Origin of the sequence: Isoptericola variabilis (genome assembly GCF_050311655.1) — a bacterium.
In the GTDB taxonomy this organism is placed as follows: Bacteria; Actinomycetota; Actinomycetes; order Actinomycetales; family Cellulomonadaceae; genus Isoptericola; species Isoptericola variabilis.
Genome location: NZ_JBNOZM010000002.1, coordinates 39,335 through 56,370, shown reverse-complemented (window position 1 = coordinate 56,370; position 17,036 = coordinate 39,335). Strand labels below are relative to the sequence as shown.

Annotated in this window: 11 protein-coding genes; 1 reads left to right on the top strand and 10 read right to left on the bottom strand. The window is 72.7% G+C overall.

The features are described from left to right. Window positions 1-38: 38 nt before the first annotated feature. The 5 genes from ACQP60_RS04675 to ACQP60_RS04655 form a co-directional block, all read right to left on the bottom strand. Complete coding sequence (locus ACQP60_RS04675; protein ID WP_429728888.1) at window positions 39-3,320, bottom strand: RICIN domain-containing protein; 3,282 nt, start codon at window positions 3,318-3,320, stop codon at window positions 39-41. Between the two features lie 89 nt (window positions 3,321-3,409). Beyond that, entirely contained in the window at window positions 3,410-5,221 is a 1,812-nt protein-coding gene (locus tag ACQP60_RS04670) for a glycoside hydrolase family 35 protein (RefSeq protein ID WP_429728886.1), read from the bottom strand. Between the two features lie 57 nt (window positions 5,222-5,278). After that, window positions 5,279-6,622: an ABC transporter substrate-binding protein gene (locus ACQP60_RS04665; protein WP_429728884.1), complete on the bottom strand. Its 1,344-nt coding sequence runs from the start codon at window positions 6,620-6,622 to the stop codon at window positions 5,279-5,281. Window positions 6,623-6,686: 64 nt separating this feature from the next. After that, entirely contained in the window at window positions 6,687-7,598 is a 912-nt protein-coding gene (locus ACQP60_RS04660) for a carbohydrate ABC transporter permease (protein ID WP_429728882.1), read from the bottom strand. Window positions 7,599-7,601: 3 nt separating this feature from the next. Then, window positions 7,602-8,423, bottom strand: coding sequence for a carbohydrate ABC transporter permease (locus ACQP60_RS04655; protein ID WP_429729940.1), 822 nt, complete (start codon window positions 8,421-8,423; stop codon window positions 7,602-7,604). A gap of 268 nt (window positions 8,424-8,691) precedes the next feature. On the opposite strand from ACQP60_RS04655, the gene ACQP60_RS04650 reads away from it, so the two are divergent. Continuing rightward, the gene (locus tag ACQP60_RS04650; protein WP_429728880.1) at window positions 8,692-9,747 is read left to right on the top strand and encodes a LacI family DNA-binding transcriptional regulator; all 1,056 of its coding nucleotides are present in this window, start codon (window positions 8,692-8,694) and stop codon (window positions 9,745-9,747) included. 35 nt (window positions 9,748-9,782) lie between these two features. On the opposite strand, the gene ACQP60_RS04645 is transcribed toward ACQP60_RS04650, so the two are convergent. Genes ACQP60_RS04645 through ACQP60_RS04625 form a run of 5 tightly spaced genes read right to left on the bottom strand, consistent with a single transcriptional unit; the run spans window position 9,783 to window position 16,864 of the window. After that, the gene (locus ACQP60_RS04645; protein ID WP_429728879.1) at window positions 9,783-11,015 is read right to left on the bottom strand and encodes an ROK family protein; all 1,233 of its coding nucleotides are present in this window, start codon (window positions 11,013-11,015) and stop codon (window positions 9,783-9,785) included. Between the two features lie 2 nt (window positions 11,016-11,017). After that, window positions 11,018-13,645 (bottom strand): beta-galactosidase, encoded by a 2,628-nt coding sequence (locus ACQP60_RS04640; RefSeq protein ID WP_429728877.1) that lies wholly within the window; start codon window positions 13,643-13,645, stop codon window positions 11,018-11,020. Window positions 13,646-13,662: 17 nt separating this feature from the next. Continuing rightward, the gene (locus ACQP60_RS04635; protein ID WP_429728875.1) at window positions 13,663-14,592 is read right to left on the bottom strand and encodes a carbohydrate ABC transporter permease; all 930 of its coding nucleotides are present in this window, start codon (window positions 14,590-14,592) and stop codon (window positions 13,663-13,665) included. Continuing rightward, window positions 14,592-15,575: a carbohydrate ABC transporter permease gene (locus tag ACQP60_RS04630; RefSeq protein ID WP_429728873.1), complete on the bottom strand. Its 984-nt coding sequence runs from the start codon at window positions 15,573-15,575 to the stop codon at window positions 14,592-14,594. Before ACQP60_RS04630 ends, ACQP60_RS04635 begins: the two co-directional genes overlap by 1 nt. 2 nt (window positions 15,576-15,577) lie before the next feature. After that, window positions 15,578-16,864: an ABC transporter substrate-binding protein gene (locus tag ACQP60_RS04625; RefSeq protein ID WP_429728871.1), complete on the bottom strand. Its 1,287-nt coding sequence runs from the start codon at window positions 16,862-16,864 to the stop codon at window positions 15,578-15,580. Window positions 16,865-17,036 lie beyond the last annotated feature (172 nt).

Below are 17,036 nucleotides of genomic sequence, written 5' to 3'. Positions count from 1 at the left end.
CCCGCGGAGCGTCGCGACGCTCCGCGGGGGTACGACGGTCAGTCGGCCTCGACGACCTTCCACGGCCCGTGCTTCGACGCGCCGGGCTCCTGGTCGCGGGTCCACCACCGCGCCTGGTACCGCGCGCCGTCGTGCACCACGACGTCGCCGGCGTCGAAGATCCGCGACTCCGTCCAGACCGCCGTGCCGTCGCCGGCGCGGACGAGCTCCTGCCACGCCCCGGTCACCGACGTGCCCGGCTCCTGGCCGCGCGTCCACCAGGTGGCGGCGAACTGCCCGCCCTCGTGGAAGACGACGTCGCCGTCGTCATAGGTCGCCGTCGCGTCCCACGCGGGCGCGGCGTCGCCGGGCACCTTCGCCAGCACCTCCACCTCGCTGACGACCAAGTGCGTGTCCTCGTGGGCCGTCATCACCACGCGCACCGCGTCCGCGCGCACGTCCGCGGGGACCTCGGCCACGAGCGTCCCGCCGTCGGTCGACGCCTCGCCGACGGCCTGCCAGGCGCCGTCGACGCGCGCCTCGACGGCGACGCCGGTGGCCCAGCTCCGGTGCGAGCCGTCCCGGTAGAACCGCGTCACGACGCCGGTGACGTCGCGCGCGCCGGGCAGCGTCACGGTGAGCGTGTCCTCGGGGTTCTTGGCGTCGGAGCGCCAGTTGGACCAGCCCTTGTCGGACGTGTCGCCGTTGATGACGCGCGACGCCGGGTAGCCGGGCTCGGTGGACGTGGCGGCCGCCGTGGTGCCCTCGGCCAGCGCGGCGTTCGCCTCGCCCGGAGGGGTGACCAGCACCCGCACCGTGGCGGGCAGCGTGCCGCCCGCGCCGTCGTCGGCGGCGCCGGTCAGCTCGACCACGCCGAGCTCGTCGAACGCGCCCACGGGCACGTCGTCCCAGGTCACGGGGCGCTGCACCTCGTCACCGCCGGTGGCGACCGCGGTCACCGTGGCGGGCAGCCCGACTTCGGCCGCCGCCTCGCCCGCGTACGCCTCGGCGCGGGCCGTCGTGGTGCGCTCGAGGGTGTCGACCAGCACGGTGGCCGTCGCCTCGACCGTGCCCCCGGCCGGGACCTGCACCGTGCCGGCGACCTCGACGGTGCCGGCCTGCGCCCACGCGACGTCGCCGGGGAGGTCCCACGTCACCGGCAGCTCACCGCGCGCGCCGCCCGGGTAGACCGGGGTGACGACGTCGGGCAGCCGGGGCGCGACGCCGGGCGTGGTGAACACGTCCACGGCCTCGGTGCCCAGCACGGTCTCGTCGACCAGGGCCCAGCGCTGGTTGGCGCCGGAGGTCGCCCGGTACGTCCCGACCGGCGAGCCGTCGGCCGTGGCCTCGCCGCCCACCTCGAGCAGGGTGCGCGACGACGCGTTGACCAGGGTGTACGTCCCGTCGCCGGTGGTCGAGAGGATCCAGCGGGCGGCGGCGGGGGTGTCGGCGGGGTCCGCCGGGGCGTCGGCGAGCACCGCGGAGGTGTCCTCGCCCACCGCGAGCTGCTGCCCCGTGGCCACGTTGGTCACGGCGTACCGCGTGCGGTGCGAGCCCGAGCCCTCGGGGGCGCCGAGGTCCTCGAGCGACCACAGCTGCTCGGCCGCGCCCGCGTCGTCCGTCACGATCTGAAGCCCGTCGCCGTCGGGCGCCAGCGAGCGGTCCGACTGCGCGCCGTCGATCCGGAGCACGTGGCCGTCCTGGGCCAGCGGCGCGTCGTCCGCGACGCCCGAGACGCCGTCGACGACGAACGTCGTCACCGATTCGGCGGGCACCGTGAGGGTGGCCGCCGCGTCCTGGACCGCCACCGGCTCGCCCTCCACGAGGTACCCGTCGGTGCTGGTGGTCACCGGCGTGACGGTCGCGCCCGCCGTGGCGGCGAAGCCGGACAGGTCGAGCGTGACGTCGCGCGCCGCCGCCGTGTCGTTGACGTGCACGACCGTCGCGGCGTCGCCCGCGGCCGAGACCGCGGCGGTGCTGTCGGCGTCGTCCACCCCGACCAGCCGGTCGCCGGGCGCGATGTAGTGCGTGAAGTTCTGGGTGACCCAGTACTTGGTGTTGGTGTGGATCGGGCAGGTCTCGAGCGTGTCGTCCGCGGTGCAGGAGAACGAGAGCTGGATCTCGCCCCAGTTGCCGCCCTCGGGGCTCTCTCCGCCGGGCGCCATGTTGTCGTAGTCCTCCACGGGCTGCCAGAACACCCAGGCGGACGGCTCCAGCTCGCGCAGGTCGTCGACGATCTGGTGCGCGCTGCCCAGGCCGGACTCCATGGACTCGAAGTCCTGTCCCGTGCTGGACCAGGAGCCGCCGACCTCGCTCATCCACAGCGGCTTGTCCTCGCCCTTGGCGATGTCACGGACCGTGGTCCGCTGGCCCGTGCCGTACGTGTGGACGTTGAGCTGCGACACCTGGCGGCGCACCGCGTCCGGGTAGGAGTTCCAGTTGGTGGCGAAGCGGCCCGGGTTGGTCTCGTCCATCGCCGAGATCACCGCGCCCGTGCCGGAGCCGTCGAGGGCGTCCGCGAGCGCCGGGATCACCTGCTGCTGCAGCTCCGGGCCGATGTGCGCGCCCTCCTGCCGGCCCCGGGTCGGGTTGCCGTCGGCGCCGAGCTGGGTGCCCCAGTAGTTCGTGTTCGGCTCGTTGAACGGGTCGATGGTGTCGACGTCGATGCCGTGCGCGTCCTCGAGGCGCTCGACGGCGCCCACGAGGTACTGCGCGAAGTCGTCGACGCTCTCGGCCTTGAGCTGGTCCGCGTTCGCGTCGAAGTTCCCCGACACGTAGCCGGACTCGGTCATGAACCAGGGCGGGGAGTTGCTGAACGCCTCCCAGTGCGTGACGTCGTCCTTGATGCGGTCCACCCACCAGCGCTGCGTGGCGTCGGCGTCCGCGTCCCAGTGGTCCGGGTCCGCCGGGTCCCACCAGTCCACGTCCTCGCGGGTGGTGCCCTCGGGCGCCTTCCACCAGCCGTCGACGGCGCCGCCCGCGCGCAGGTAGTCCGGCACGTCGGGGGCGTTGCCGCCGCCCACGTTGTAGCGCGCGATGTTGAGGTTCAGCCCCTCGTCGCCGAAGACCATGTCGGCGAGCCGGTCGCGGATCTCGTCCGGGTAGCCGCCGGTCGCGTTGGCGAACCACACGAGGCTCGTGCCCCAGCCCTCGAACGGCTCCCCCGCGTACGACGGGTCGGGACGGACCGTCACGCCGCCGGCGGCGGTCGCGGTCGCCGTCCCGACCGCCGCCGCCGTCGGCTGAGCGTGCGCCGGGACCAGGCCGGTGGCCAGGAGCGCACCCGCCGCCCCGGCGACGACGGCGATCCGTCGTCGGTCGTGCCTTCTCGTCGGGCTCATCGGTGAACCTCTCTCTCGCGTCGGTGCGATGGGTGGGGTCGTGCGACGGGTCGTGCGGGAGTCGTCGTGCGGTGGGTCGTGCGGGGCGGTCAGGCCTCCGTCGGGCCGAGGTCGGGGGCCGCGACGAACCGCGCCCGCGGCGCGGCGGCCCCGTGCAGCTCGAGCAGGAGCAGGTCGTTGCCCGTGGCGCGGACCAGCGGGCCGGGCACGTAGAGCGTGCCCGTGGGCCCCTGGCTCGAGTACCGGCCGAGCAGCTCACCGTTGACCCAGGCGAGCCCCCGCGTCCAGCCGTCGAGGCGCAGGAAGTGGTCGGCGCCCGCGACGGCGTCGAACGTGCCGCGGTGGAACGACGGCCCGGCGACCGGCCCTGCGCCCCCCGCGCCGTCGTCGCCCGCCGCCACCCACTCGGCACCGGCCAGGAGCGCCGGCGCGTCGTCGAGCCGCAGGGGCACCGCCTCCCAGTCGGTGAGGTCGCGCGTGGCGGTGCGCACCGTGCCGACGAGCCCCTTGGGCTCGCCGATCCGGGGGCCGTAGTTGACGCGGCCGCGGTCCTCGACGAGCAGGGTCAGGGTGCCGGCCCGCCGCGGCAGGGGCAGCGACCAGGCGTGGGTGGTGCGGTCGAGCACGCCCACCGGGTCGCCGTCGAGCGCGACGATCGCCCGGTCGCGCACCTCGTCCACCACGAGGACCGCGTCGTCGGCGGTGACCCGCGTGCCGTACAGCACGAAGCCGGACCACTGGCGCAGGTCGTCCGTCGTGGGGGGCTGCGGGGCCGACGTCCGCGTCCTGCGCCCGGACACCCGGTCCAGGACGGCGTCGAGCGGCACCCGCCGGTCGAGGACGACGTCGAGCTCCGGCGCCGGGGCCGGATCGAGCGGCACCTCGTCGGGCACCGGGGCGTGCTTGGCGATCACCGCGCGCAGGGCGTGGAACTTCGCGGTGGGCGCGCCGTGCTCCGACAGCGGGGCGTCGTAGTCGTACGACGTGGTGATGGGCAGGTACGTGCCCTTGTCGTTGGCCCCGCTGGTCAGCCCGAGGTTGGTGCCGCCGTGGAACATGTAGAGGTTGACCGACGCGCCCGCGCCGAGCAGGTCGTCGAGGTCGGCCGCGGTGGTCTCCGGGGCGGTGATGTGATGCTCCAGGCCCCACGAGTCGAACCAGCCGTCCCAGAACTCCATGCACATCAGCGGCCCGGTGGGCTGGTGCCGGCGCAGCACGGCGAGCCGCTCCAGGGAGCGGGAGCCGAAGTTCGCCGTCTTGTGCAGCTCGGGCAGGCCGCCGAGCGACAGGTGCTCGTCGTCGGCCTGGTCGCAGGTGAACAGCGGGACGTCGATGCCCTGCGCCCGCGTGAGGTCGACGAGCGCGCGCAGGTAGCGCTCGCGCTCGTCGGCCGGCACGCCCGGGTAGGCGCCGTACTCGTTCTCCACCTGCACCATGAGCACCGGGCCGCCGCGCGTCACCTGCCGCTCGGCGACCACGGGCAGCAGGTGCCCGTAGTACGTGCCGATCGCCTCGAGGAACGCCGGGTCGTGCCGGCGCACCCCCGTGCCACGACCGTCCGGCCCGCCGGCGAACAACCATGCAGGCAGGCCGCCGCCGTCCCACTCCGCGCAGATGTACGGCCCGGGGCGCACGATCGCGTGCAGGCCCTCCGCCGCGACCAGGTCCAGGAATCGGCCCAGGTCGCGGCGGCCGGTGAGGTCGAACGCGTCGGGCTCCGGCGCGTGGAAGTTCCACGGCACGTAGGTCTCGATCGTGTTCAGCCCCATGAGCCGCGCCTTGCGGACCCGGTCGGCCCACTGGTCGGGGTGCACGCGGAAGTAGTGCAGCGCCCCGCTGATCACCTGGACGGGGCGGCCGTCGAGCAGGAAGTCCCGCTCGCCGATCTCGAACGTGGGCATGGGGCGGAGAACCTCTCGGGGTCGGTGGGGGCGGAGGCCGGAGACGGGCGTCCGGGGCTACTTGTTGACGGTGAAGCCCTGGCTGTTGCCGTACGTGGCGGACTGCTCCTGCCACGTCGCCAGGCCGTCCGTCAGCGTGGTGCCCGAGACGTACGCCTGGCCCACGGTGTCGTTGAAGATCGAGTTCGCGTAGACCTGGAAGGGCAGGTACTGCCAGCCCTCCACGACGTTCGCGGCGGAGTCGGCGAGCACCTCGTTGATCTTCTGGCCGCCGAAGTACTCCGACTCGGCGCCGCGGAACTCGTCCGACTCGAGGTCGGCCGTGGTGGCCGGGAACGCACCGCCGTCGAGGCGCGCCTGCACGCCGTCGCCGTTCGTGGCGTAGTCGACGAAGGCGTACGCCAGCTCGGCGTTCTCGCTGGCGGCGGGCACGGTCAGCGACGAGCCGCCGTTCTCCGACGTGGCGTGCTGCCCCGCCTCCCACTGCGGCATCTCGGCGACGCGCCACTTGCCCTTGCCCTGCGGGACGCCGGACTCGAGGTTGGCGGGCATCCACGCGCCGATGGTCAGGGTGGCGATGGTGCCGTTGCCGAGGCCCTGGTACCACTCGTCGCTCCACGAGCCGACGGGAGCCAGCAGGTCCTCGTCGATGAGCTGCTGCCACACCTCGGTGAACTTCTGCGTGCCCTCGTCGCCGGCGAAGTCGATCGACACGTCCGTGCCGTCCACCTGGTACGGGTGGCCGCCCGCCTGCCAGATCATGCTGGTGGTGAAGCCGGCGTCACCGATGTCGTTGGCGATGTACGCCTTCGGGTCCTTCTCGTGGATGGTGCGGGCCGCCTCGAGGTACTCGTCCCACGTGGTCGGCACGTCGACGCCGTACGTGTCGAAGACCTCCTCGTTGTAGAAGAGGGCCATCGGGCCGGAGTCCATGGGCAGGCCGTAGACGCCGTCGCCGCTGTGCACGGAGTTCCACGGGCCGGTGCTGAACGTGCCGTCCAGGTCGTCCGCGCCGAGCGGGCCGAGGTTCGTCAGGGCCTCGGAGATGGCGAACTGCGGCACCGCGAAGTACTCGATCTGCGCGACGTCGGGCACGCCGTCGCCGGCGGCGATCGCGTTCTGCAGCGCGGTGTACTGGTCGTTGGACGTGCCGACGTTCTCCAGGTTCACCGTGACGTTCGGGTACTGCTCCTCGAAGTCCTTCACGACGTCCTCGAGGGTGGGCTCCCACGCCCAGACGGTGATCTCGCCGCCCTTCTCCAGGACGGCGGCGGTGTCGACCGGCGCGGCGTCGCCGCCGCCGGAGCCGCCGTCGTCGCCGGAGCCGCAGGCGGCCAGGCCGAGGGCGAGCACGCCGGCGAGGGCGGTGCCGCGTGCCACGTGGCGGGATCGTGCGTTCATGGGGTCCTCACTTCATCGTCAGACGCGGGGTGGTGCCGGGAAAGGTGCGGGTGGAGGGTGCGGGTCATTCCTTGACGGACCCGGCGGCGAGGCCGGACTGCCAGTAGCGCTGCAGCAGCAGGAAGGCGGCGACGAGCGGCAGGATCGTCAGCAGCGCGCCGGTGATCACGAGGTTGAAGATCGCCTCGCCGCCGGCGGTGGCGGCCTGCGCGTTCCACGCGTTGAGGCCCAGCGTCAGGGGGTACCAGGACGAGTCGCGCAGCATGATCAGCGGCAGGAAGTAGTTGTTCCAGGTGGCGACCATCGTGAACAGCAGCACGGTGACGATCCCTGGCGCGAGCAGCGGCAGGCTCACGCGGAAGAAGGTGCGGAACTCCCCCGCGCCGTCGATCCGGGCGGCCTCGAGCAGCTCGCCGGGGATAGCCTCCGCCGCGAACGTCCACATGAGGTACAGGCCGAACGGCGAGATCAGCGACGGGATGATCACGGCCCACGGCGTGTTCGTCAGGCCGAGCTGGCTGAACATGAGGAAGGTCGGGACGGCGAGTGCCGTGCCCGGCACGGCCACCGCGCCGATGACGAGCGCGAAGACCCCGCGCTTGCCCGGGAAGTCGAACTTCGCGAGGGCGTAGCCGCCCAGGATGGCGAGGAACGTCGCGCCGCCGGCGCCCACGACCACGTACAGCACGGTGTTGCCGAACCAGCGCACGAAGACGCCGTCGTCGTAGGTCAGCGTGGTGACGATGTTGTCCCACAGCGAGAACGAGTCGCCGAACCAGAGGCCGAACGAGGAGAACAGGTCCGCCTGCGTCTTGGTCGCGTTGATCAGCAGCCAGGCCAGCGGCACCAGCGAGTACACGAGCACGACGGCGGTGAGCACCGTGAGCAGCGGGCTGCGGCGCGGCCGGGCCACCGAGTGGTGGCGCGGGGTGCGCAGCCGCGGGGCGGGACGGGCGGGGGCGGTCAGCGTCGACACGGGTCACGCCTCCTTGCGCATGCCGCGCAGCTGCACCACGTAGGCGATCACCATGGTGATCAGGCCCATGATGATGGCCACGGTCGCGGAGTAGTTGTACTGCTGGCCGGAGAACGACAGCGAGTAGGCGTACAGGTTGGGCGTGTACGACGTCGTGATGGCGTTCGGGGCGAGCGACTGCAGGATGCTGGGCTCGTTGAACAGCTGGAAGCTGCCGATGATCGAGAAGATCGTCGCGATGACGAGCGCGCCACGGATGGCGGGCAGCTTGATGGCGCCGATGACGCGCCACTGGCCGGCGCCGTCGATCTCCGCCGCCTCGTACAGCGAGTGCGGCACGACGCGCAGCGCGGAGTAGAAGATCAGCATGTTGTAGCCGACGAACTCCCAGGTCACGATGTTGCCGATCGACGCCAGGACGAGGTCGGGCGACAGGGGGTTCGGCAGGCTGACCCCGAAGGCCTCGTTGATGTTGCCCACCAGGCCGAAGCGCGTGCCGTACATGAAGCCCCACATGAGGGCCGCGACCACGGCCGGCACCGCGTAGGGCATGAAGATCGAGATCCGGAAGAAGCTCTTGCCGTACAGGCGGCCGCTGTCGATCGCGAGCGCGACCAGCAGCGCGATGCCGAGCATGATCGGCACCTGCACCACGAGGAACAGGCTGACGCGGCCCAGGCCCTCCCAGAACTGCGGGTCGGCGAGCGCCTGCGCGTAGTTCTCGAGCCCGACGAACGTCGTGCCGCCCACCATCTGCGTGCGGAACACCGACAGGTACAGCGAGTAGGCGATCGGGGCCAGGAACACCAGCGCGAACACCAGCATGAACGGGCCGACGAACATCCACCCCGTCCAGCGCCGACGGCTGCGGCGCACGCCGGGCACGACGGGCACAGGGGTCGGGGCGGGCGGCGAGGATGCCGGAGCGTCTGCGGTCACGAAGCAACTCCCAGGAGGACGGGCCAGATGTTTACGTAAACATCGCGGCCGGACTAGAGTGTCGCGAGGCGCCGGGGATGTCAAGCCCCGGACGCCGGCAGAGTCAAGCGACGCAGCGCGAACGGCAGCACGAGACGCGGCACGAGAGGCGGCGATGGTGGAGACGAACGGCACGCCCGGCGTGCAGTCCCGCGGGCGAGGACGCCCCCGGACGGCGCCCTCGATGGCCGAGGTCGCGGCGCTCGCGGGCGTCTCCTCGCAGACCGTCTCCCGCGTGTCGATGGGCCTCGACAACGTCAGGCCCGCGACGCGCGACCGCGTGCTCGCCGCCATGGCCGAGCTCGGCTACGCGCCCAACAACGCGGCCCGCGCGCTGCGTTACGGCAGCTTCCGCACCCTCGGGGTCATCGCGCACCAGCTGGCCCGCACGGGTGAGTCGCGCACGGTCGAGGCCGTCGTCGAGGCCGCCCGGGCCGAGGGCTACACCGTCACGATCGTCGACGTCGAGAGCCCGTCGCCCGACGACGTCTCCGCGGCCGTCACCCGCCTCTCCCACCAGGCGATCGACGGGCTCGTCATCGTGCGCGCCGAGTCGGCGACCCCGGACACGCTCGCCCTGCCCGCGCAGCTGCCCGTGGTCGTCTCCGACTCGCGCTTCGTCGGCACGCACCCCGCCGTGCGCGCCGACCAGACCGAGGGCGCCCGGCTCGCCGTGCAGCACCTGCTCGACCTGGGGCACCGCACCGTGCACCACGTCGCCGGACCGGACGACTCGCTGCCCGCCCGCAGCCGCATCGACGCCTGGCGGGCCACGCTCGAGGCGGCCGGCCGGCCCGTCCCCGAGCCCCTGCACGGCGACTGGACCGCGCGGACCGGATACGCCGTCGGGCGCGATCTGGCCGCCGACCCCGACGTCACCGCCGTGTTCTGCGCCAACGACGAGACCGCCGCCGGCGTGCTGCACGCCCTGCACGAGGCCGGGCGCCGCGTGCCCGACGACGTGTCCGTCGTCGGCTTCGACGGCATCACCCTCGCCGAGCACCTGTGGCCGCCGCTGACCACCGTGGAGCAGGACTTCGCGCGCATCGGCAGCAGCCTCGTCGACCTGCTCCTGCGCCAGGTGCGCGACGACGTCGACCTCAGCGGCACGCACGAGACCGTGCCGGTGCGGCTCGTCGTGCGCGAGAGCACCGGTCCGGCGCCACGCTGACCGGCGCTGACCGGCGCTGACCGGCGGCGGGGCGGTCAGAGCGCGATCGCGGCCCGGGTCGTGACCAGGCCGACGTCGCCGAGGAAGCGCTCCAGCGCGATCATCGCGACCCCCGTGGCGACGGAGTTGCCGCGCACGGTCGAGATCTCCAGGCTCAGCCCGGCGGCCGACTCCCCCGGCGCCTCCTCGACGAGCCGCGCGCGGGCGAGCGGCAGCAGCCGCTCGCCGAGAGCCCATGTCGTCCAGCCCGTGAGGGTCACCCGCTCCGGGTTGACCACCGCGACCAGGTCCGCGAGCGCCGACCCGAGGTAGCGGGCGGTCGTCGCCAGCGTCTCCTCGACCGCCGGGTCGGGCGTGCCTGCCGCGCCGGCCGACGCGAGCGCCTGGATGAACTCCCGCTGGAGGTCGAGGTCGCACAGCGGGTGGTCGGGCGCGATCTCGCGGAGCGTCTGCCGGATGCCGGGCGCGCCGACGTACGCCTCGACGCAGCCGCGCCGGCCGCACCGGCACCGGCGGCCGTCGATCGCCAGCAGGGAGTGGCCCCACTCCCCCGCGGCGTTGGTGGCGCCGCGGAGGATCCGCCCCTCCAGGACGATGCCCGCCCCGACCCCGGTGCCGAGGTTGACGGTCACCATCGAGCCGGAACCGCGGCCTGTGCCGAACCACAGCTCCGCGGTCGCGATCGCCTTGAGCGGGTTGTCGAGCACCAGGGGCACGCCGATCCGGTCGCGGAGGCTGTCCAGCTCGACGGAGTGCCAGCTCCAGTGCGGCACCACGACGGCGACCCCCGACGCCCGCTGCACGATGCCGGGGAGGGCCACGCCCACGCCGAGCACGTCGGTGGCGGCCAGGCCCGCCTTCGCGAGCGCGGCGTCGAAGGTGCGACCGATGCCCTCGACGACGTACTCGGGCGAGCTCTCGTGCTCGTCACGCGGCGTCTCGGTCGCCGCGACCTCGTTCAGGGCCGCGTCGAACACGATCGCGCGCACGTACGTCTCCGCGACGTCCACGCCCACGACCCGGCCGCGGTCGGCGTTGATGCGCAGGCTCGTGGTCGGCCGGCCCACCCGGCCCGCGCTCAGCCGCGACTCGGTGACGATGCCCTCGGTCAGCAGGTCGCCGACGACGGTCGCCACCGTGGCGGGGCTGAGCCCGGTCGTGCGGGCCAGGTCGTTCCGCGTGGCCTCCTCGGCCGACAGCAGGGCGTGCATCACGTCCAGCCGGGACTCGCTGCGGATGTCGCGCGACGTCCGCCTCTCGACTGCCATGGTCACTCCTGGGTGGCGACGGTGCGAAGACGCGCCAGCTGCGGTCGGTTCGGCCCGGCGGTCGCGCGCACGAGCAAGCGTAGCCCGCCGTCGTTCCAGGTCGCGGGAAGCCACAGGCGGGTCGGGCGCCCCCCGGAGAACCGGGGTGCGGACGGGTCGTCGAGCCAGACCCGGCCGAGCAGCTCCCCGCGCGCGAAGGCGCTCACGCGCACCTGCGTCCCGGTGAACCACAGCGACCACCCGCCGGGCGGCAGCGCGACGTCGAACCACGCCTCGTCGCCGGGCTCGAGGTCCAGCGGCAGCTCGACGCGCACCCCGGCGGCCGGTCGCGCGGCGAGCCCCAGCAGCGCGGTGTCCGGCTGGGCCTCGACCTGCCAGCCGTGGACGGCGTCGAGGCGCAGCAGCTCCGCGCCCCCGAGCGACCCGGGCACGTGCGGGAGCGTGACGACGACCTCCGCGCCCTCGCCGGGCGCCAGGTGGAGCCACGGGTCCTCGGCCGTCACCGTGCGGCGCACGCCGTCCACCTCCACGTCGACCGCACCCGGCACCCCGTCCAGGCGCAGGGCGTGGTGGTGGGCGCCGTCCACGGGGAGGGACCGCCGGTAGCTCACCGGCCGGCCGACGCGCGTGCTGCTCCACCCGCCGAGCGTGCGCAGCGGGGCGGGCTCGCCGGCCCACTGCTCCGCGCCCGCGACGCTCCACAGCGCCGACACGTCGGTGCGGGCCACGACGGACCAGACGCGACCGATCCCGCGCAGGGACCCGGCCCGCAGCGCCGGCAGGCGGGCGTCGTCGAAGTTCGCGTGGCCCCACGTCTCGACGGTCGCCTCCAGCCGGCGCGCGCCGCCGGTGGCAACCACGGTGGTGGCGCCGAAACCGGCGAGGGTCGGGCGGGCGACGCCGTCGAGGCTGAGGTCCACGATGTCGGCCGCCCCGGCCAGCAGGAGCTCGTCGACGCCGTGCACGTCGGCGGCGTAGTGCGTGCGGCCACGGTGGACGCCGAGCTCCTCCGAGGCGGGCGGGAGGTCGTACGCCTCGGGGCGGCCGTCACGGGCGGGCAGGTCGAGACGCACGGCGCGGACCACGTCCGTCGCCGGCACGGCCTCGTCGTCCGCCGGGTCGGCGTCCGCGTCCCGCCTCGACGCGGGCGGGACGGGCACGCCGCCGGGTCCCGCCACGTCCTCGGGGTGGCGCACCACGACGTCCCACCGCGCGGCGCCGGCCCGCGCGAGCGCGCGGACCGGCCCGCCCGGCTCGGGCGCCGCCAGCTCGAGGAGCGTCGCGGCCCCGTCGGGCGACTCCAGCGCGAGCGCGGCCGGGCCACGGGAGGCGAGTTCGAGGCCCTCCGGTCCCGCGCCCACGAGGTCCGCCGTCGACAGGCGCAGCGTGCCCGACGCGCCGTAGCGGTCGAGGGGCAGGTCCCGCAGCACCAGCAGGCACGACTCGGGCGGGACGTCGACCTCGACGGTGGCGCGCCCGGCGACGTCGGCCGGCAGCAGCGCCTCGGCCCACGACTCCCCGAGGTTGGGCACGCCCAGCAGCGAGCCGCCGCCGTCGAGCTCGAGGCAGGACGGCGAGCCGCTCGTCGGAGCCGCGGTCGCGTACGCGCCGGGCGCCGGGCGGGGCACGGCCCGCGCCAGGGCGGGGCCGAGCGTCCGCACGACGGCCGCGAGGACGCGCGCCTCCGCCGTCTCCGGGCGCGCGGCGCCGACCGGTGAGAGGAAACCGCCGAAGTCGTAGTCGTGCGTCATGAAGCTGCCCGGGTCGCCCCAGTTGCCCACCGACGGCGTGTACCCGAGGTCGAACCCCGAGGCCTGCAGGTAGGGCGCCAGCAGCGTGGCGCCGCTCACCAGCAGCCGCCGCAGCGTGACGTGCCGCCGGTTCGTCTCGGTGACCAGGAGCGGCAGCCCGCGCGAGGCGACCAGCTCCGCGTAACGTCGTACCTCCGCCTCGACGTGGGGCGAGCGGTCGTCCGGGTAGAAGTTGAACGCCGGCGCCACCCCGTCGACGCCGCCCGTCGCGCCGACCAGGTCGCCCTGGCCGGCGCACGCGACGAGCGGCACCGTGATGCCGTGCTCGCGGGCCATGTCCGCGAGCGCCCCGACGTAGCCCGCCCGGTCCTCGCAGTCGAAGAAGTCGAGCTCGTTCTCCAGCTGCACGGCCACGACGCTGCCGCCGCGGCCGTGCTGGCGTGCGGCCAGGATCGGCAGCACCTGGTCGAACCACTCCCGCACCCGGGCCAGGTAGCGCGGCTCGGCCTGCCGCAGCCGCAGCCCGGGCTCGAGCGTGAGCCAGGCGGGGAGAGCCCCGCCGTCCCACTCCGAGCAGATGTACGGGCCGGGCCGGGCGACGACGAGCAGGCCGGCCTCGTGGGCCAGGTCGAGGAACGTCCCGACGTCGCGCCGCCCGGTGAAGTCCCACTCGCCGGGCTCGAGCTCGTGGAAGTTCCACGGCACGTAGACGTCGACCGCGTCGTACCCGGTGGCGCGTACCTGCGCCAGCCGCTCGGCCCACTCCTCGCGGGGCAGCCGGAAGGAGAAGAGCGAGGCGCACAGGAGCGCCTTCTCCTCGCCGTCCACCACCAGGCCCGAGGGGCCGAGCGTCACGGTGCTGGTCGCACTGCTGGTCACGCTGTTGCTCAGGACCGTCACTTCACACCCGCGCTTCCGACGGAGACGTTCATCTCGTACAGGTACTTCTGGCCGAGGTAGTACACGACGATCATCGGCAGCGTGAGCATGATGGAGCCGACCATGACGAGGTTCCACGGCGGCAGCTGCATGGCGTTGCTCGTGGAGGTCATGTACTGCAGGCCGAGCGCGAGCGGCATCATCTCCTCGGAGTTGAGGTAGATGAGCGGACCCATGAAGTCGCCCCACGCGTGGGTGAGCGTGAAGATCGCGATCGCCGTGAGGATCGGCCACATCATCGGCAGCACGATGCGCCGGTAGATGCCGAAGTAGCCGAGCCCGTCCACCTGCGCGGCCTCGTCCATCTCGCTGGGGATGCGGGAGACGAACTGCCGCACGAGGAACACGTTGAAGGCGTTGGAGAAGAAGCTCGGCACGATGAGCGGGAGGTAGGTGTTCACCCAGCCCAGCTCCTTGAACAGGAGGAACTGCGGGATCATCGTGATCTGCGCCGGGATCATCATCGTGGCGAGCACGACGACGAACATGACGTTCTTGCCCGGCGCCCGCAGCCGGGCGAAGGCGTAGCCGACCAACGACGACGAGAGCACCTGGCCGACGGCGGACAAGGTCGCGATGACCACCGAGTTGAGCACGAACCGCCCCACCGGCAGGCCGGTGGCCGTGAACACGGTGCTGAAGTTCGACCAGAGGAACTCGGTCGGGATGACGGTGAAGGCGTTCTGCGCGCTGGTCTGGTCGCTCGACAGGGCGATGGAGACCATGAGGATCAGCGGCACGAAGAAGACCGCCGAGACGACGATCAGCACCGCGTACGTGGCGGGCGTCGCCTTGAACGCCTTGAGCGTGCGGGCCGTGGCGCCGCCGCCGGGCGCGACGCCCGGGTCGACGACGGCGGCGGGTGGGGCCTGGGTCGCTGCGGCCATCACCGCACCTCCGTCTCGTAGAACACCCAGCGCCGCGACGTGCGGAACGCGAGCGCGGTGAAGCCGATGATGACGACGAACAGCAGCCAGGCGACGGCCGACGCGTAGCCGAAGTGGTAGAAGCCGAAGGCCTGGTCGAACAGCAGCGGCACCATCATCTGGCTGGCGTTGTCGGGGCCGCCCTGGGTGAGGATGTACACCTGGGAGAAGATCTGGAAGGCGCCGATCAGCCCCATGATGAGGTTGAAGAAGATGATCGGCGTGATCTGCGGGAACGTGATCGACCAGAACTGCCGGAACGGCCCGGCGCCGTCGATCTCGGCCGCCTCGTAGAACTCCCGCGGGATGCCGTTCATGGCGCTGAGGAGCAGCACGGTGGCGCTCCCCGCGCCCCACGCCGACAGCACGACCAGGGCGGGCTTGACCCACAGGGGGTCGAGCAGCCAGTTGGGGCCCTGCACCCCGAACACGCCGAGGAGGTCGTTGAGCGGCCCGGACGGCGCCAGCACCATCTTGAACACCATCGCGGTGGCCACGAGCGGCACGAGCGTGGGCAGGTAGATCATCGTGCGGAAGAACTTGCGGCCGCGGACCCGCTTGTTGAGCAGGTTGGCCAGCCAGAGGCCGACGGCGAGGCCGAGGGGCACCGAGATCGCGGCGTAGTAGAAGGTGTTCCAGAGGGCCTTCCAGAACACCGGGTCGCCGGTGAGCGCCTGCACGTAGTTGTCGAGCCCCACGAACACGGGCGGCGTGAACGAGTCCCACTCGGTGAGCGAGATGTACACCGACGCGATCATCGGGCCCAGCAGGAAGCCGACGAAGCCGACGAGCCACGGCGAGATGAACAGCCAGAAGAACAGGGCCTCCGTCCTGCCGCGCCGGGACAGCTTCGGGCGCGGCAGACGGGCGGCGCGCCGGCCGCCGGTGCGGCGCGAGCCCTGGGCCCGCGCCGCACCGAGGACGGCGCCGAGGTCGGCGGCCATCGTCAGCCCTGGCCGACGATCGACTCGAGCTTGGTCTGGATCGCGTCGAGCTGCGTCTTCGCGTCGCCGCCCTCGTTCCAGAACGTGCCCAGGTTGTCGTCGAACGCCGCCTGCATCTCGTTCCACTCGGGGATGAGCGGCGAGGTGAACACGAACTCCGACGAGTCCGCGAACGCACCCATGTTGATGTCCTTGGTGGCCCACTTCGGCTTGAGGAACGCGTCGGACTGCTGCACCTGGACGTTCGCCGGCACGTCCTGCGCGTTGTCAATGATGACCTGCTGCGCGTCGGCGTCGGTGAGGTAGTCGATCGCCTCGAACGCCTTGTCGGGGTGCTCGGAGTCGCGCGAGATCGCCAGCCCGGAGCCGAAGGCCGAGACGGCCTGCTCCTCGCCCTGCCACATCGGCGCGATGTCCCAGTCGAAGTCCGACTCGAGCAGGCCGCCGATGGCCCAGAACCCGGTCGTGTTCATCGCGACCTTCTGCGCCGCGAAGGCCGGGTCGCCGCCCATGTCGGGCCCCATGTCCGCGTACTCGGCCGCGGTGGGCACCACGTGGTCCTTGAACGTGAGGTCGTTCGCCCACTGCAGCGCGTCGACGACCTCGGGGGTGTTCACCGTCGGCGCACCCGCGTCGTCGATGATCTGGCCGCCGTTCTGGTACGCGAAGCTCCACCACTGCGCCCACCAGCCGGCCCCGCCGTAGCCCCACTGCTTGCCGGGGACGGTGAGCTTCTCCATCGCCGCCTGGGCGTCCTCCTGCGTCCAGTCGGCCGTGGGGTAGTCCACGCCGGCGGCGTCGAAAAGGTCCTTGTTGTAGTAGACGATCATCGCGCCGGAGCGGTCCGGGATCGCGTACACCTTGTCCTGGTAGGAGTACAGCGTGCCGGTGGGTCCGAAGCGCTCGTCGAGGTCCAGCCCGGACTTCGACACGTACTCGTCGAGCGGCAGGATCTGGTTCTTGGACGAGTAGACGTTGACGCCCTCGGCCACCTGCATGATGTCGGGGCCGTTCCCGCCCGCGATCATCGTCTGCACCTTCTGCTCGTACTGCTCGCTCGGGATGAGCTGGAGGTCGACCTTGATGTCGGGGTGCGCCTCCTCGAGCATGTCGACGCGCTCCTGGTACGACTTCTTGTCGACGTCGCCGCCCCAGACCGTCATCGTGAGCGTCGTCGTGCCGCCGCCGCCGGAATCGTCCGCCGACCCGCACGCGGCCAGCGCCGACATGCTCAGCACGGCCACCGCCACTCCGGCGACACCGCTGCTCCATCGCGTCCTTGCGTTCATCGTCTCCGCCTCTCTGCGGTCGGGCGTCGGTCGTCGTCGACCGCGCCTCATTTACAACGTGGGTAAATCTAACCGGTAGATAAATTGAGGGCGATAGCCCCGAGGTCACGAAGCGGTCACAGTCGTGACGCGGGACCACCTGCCGGGTGCCGGGGTCGACACCGCTCTGCGG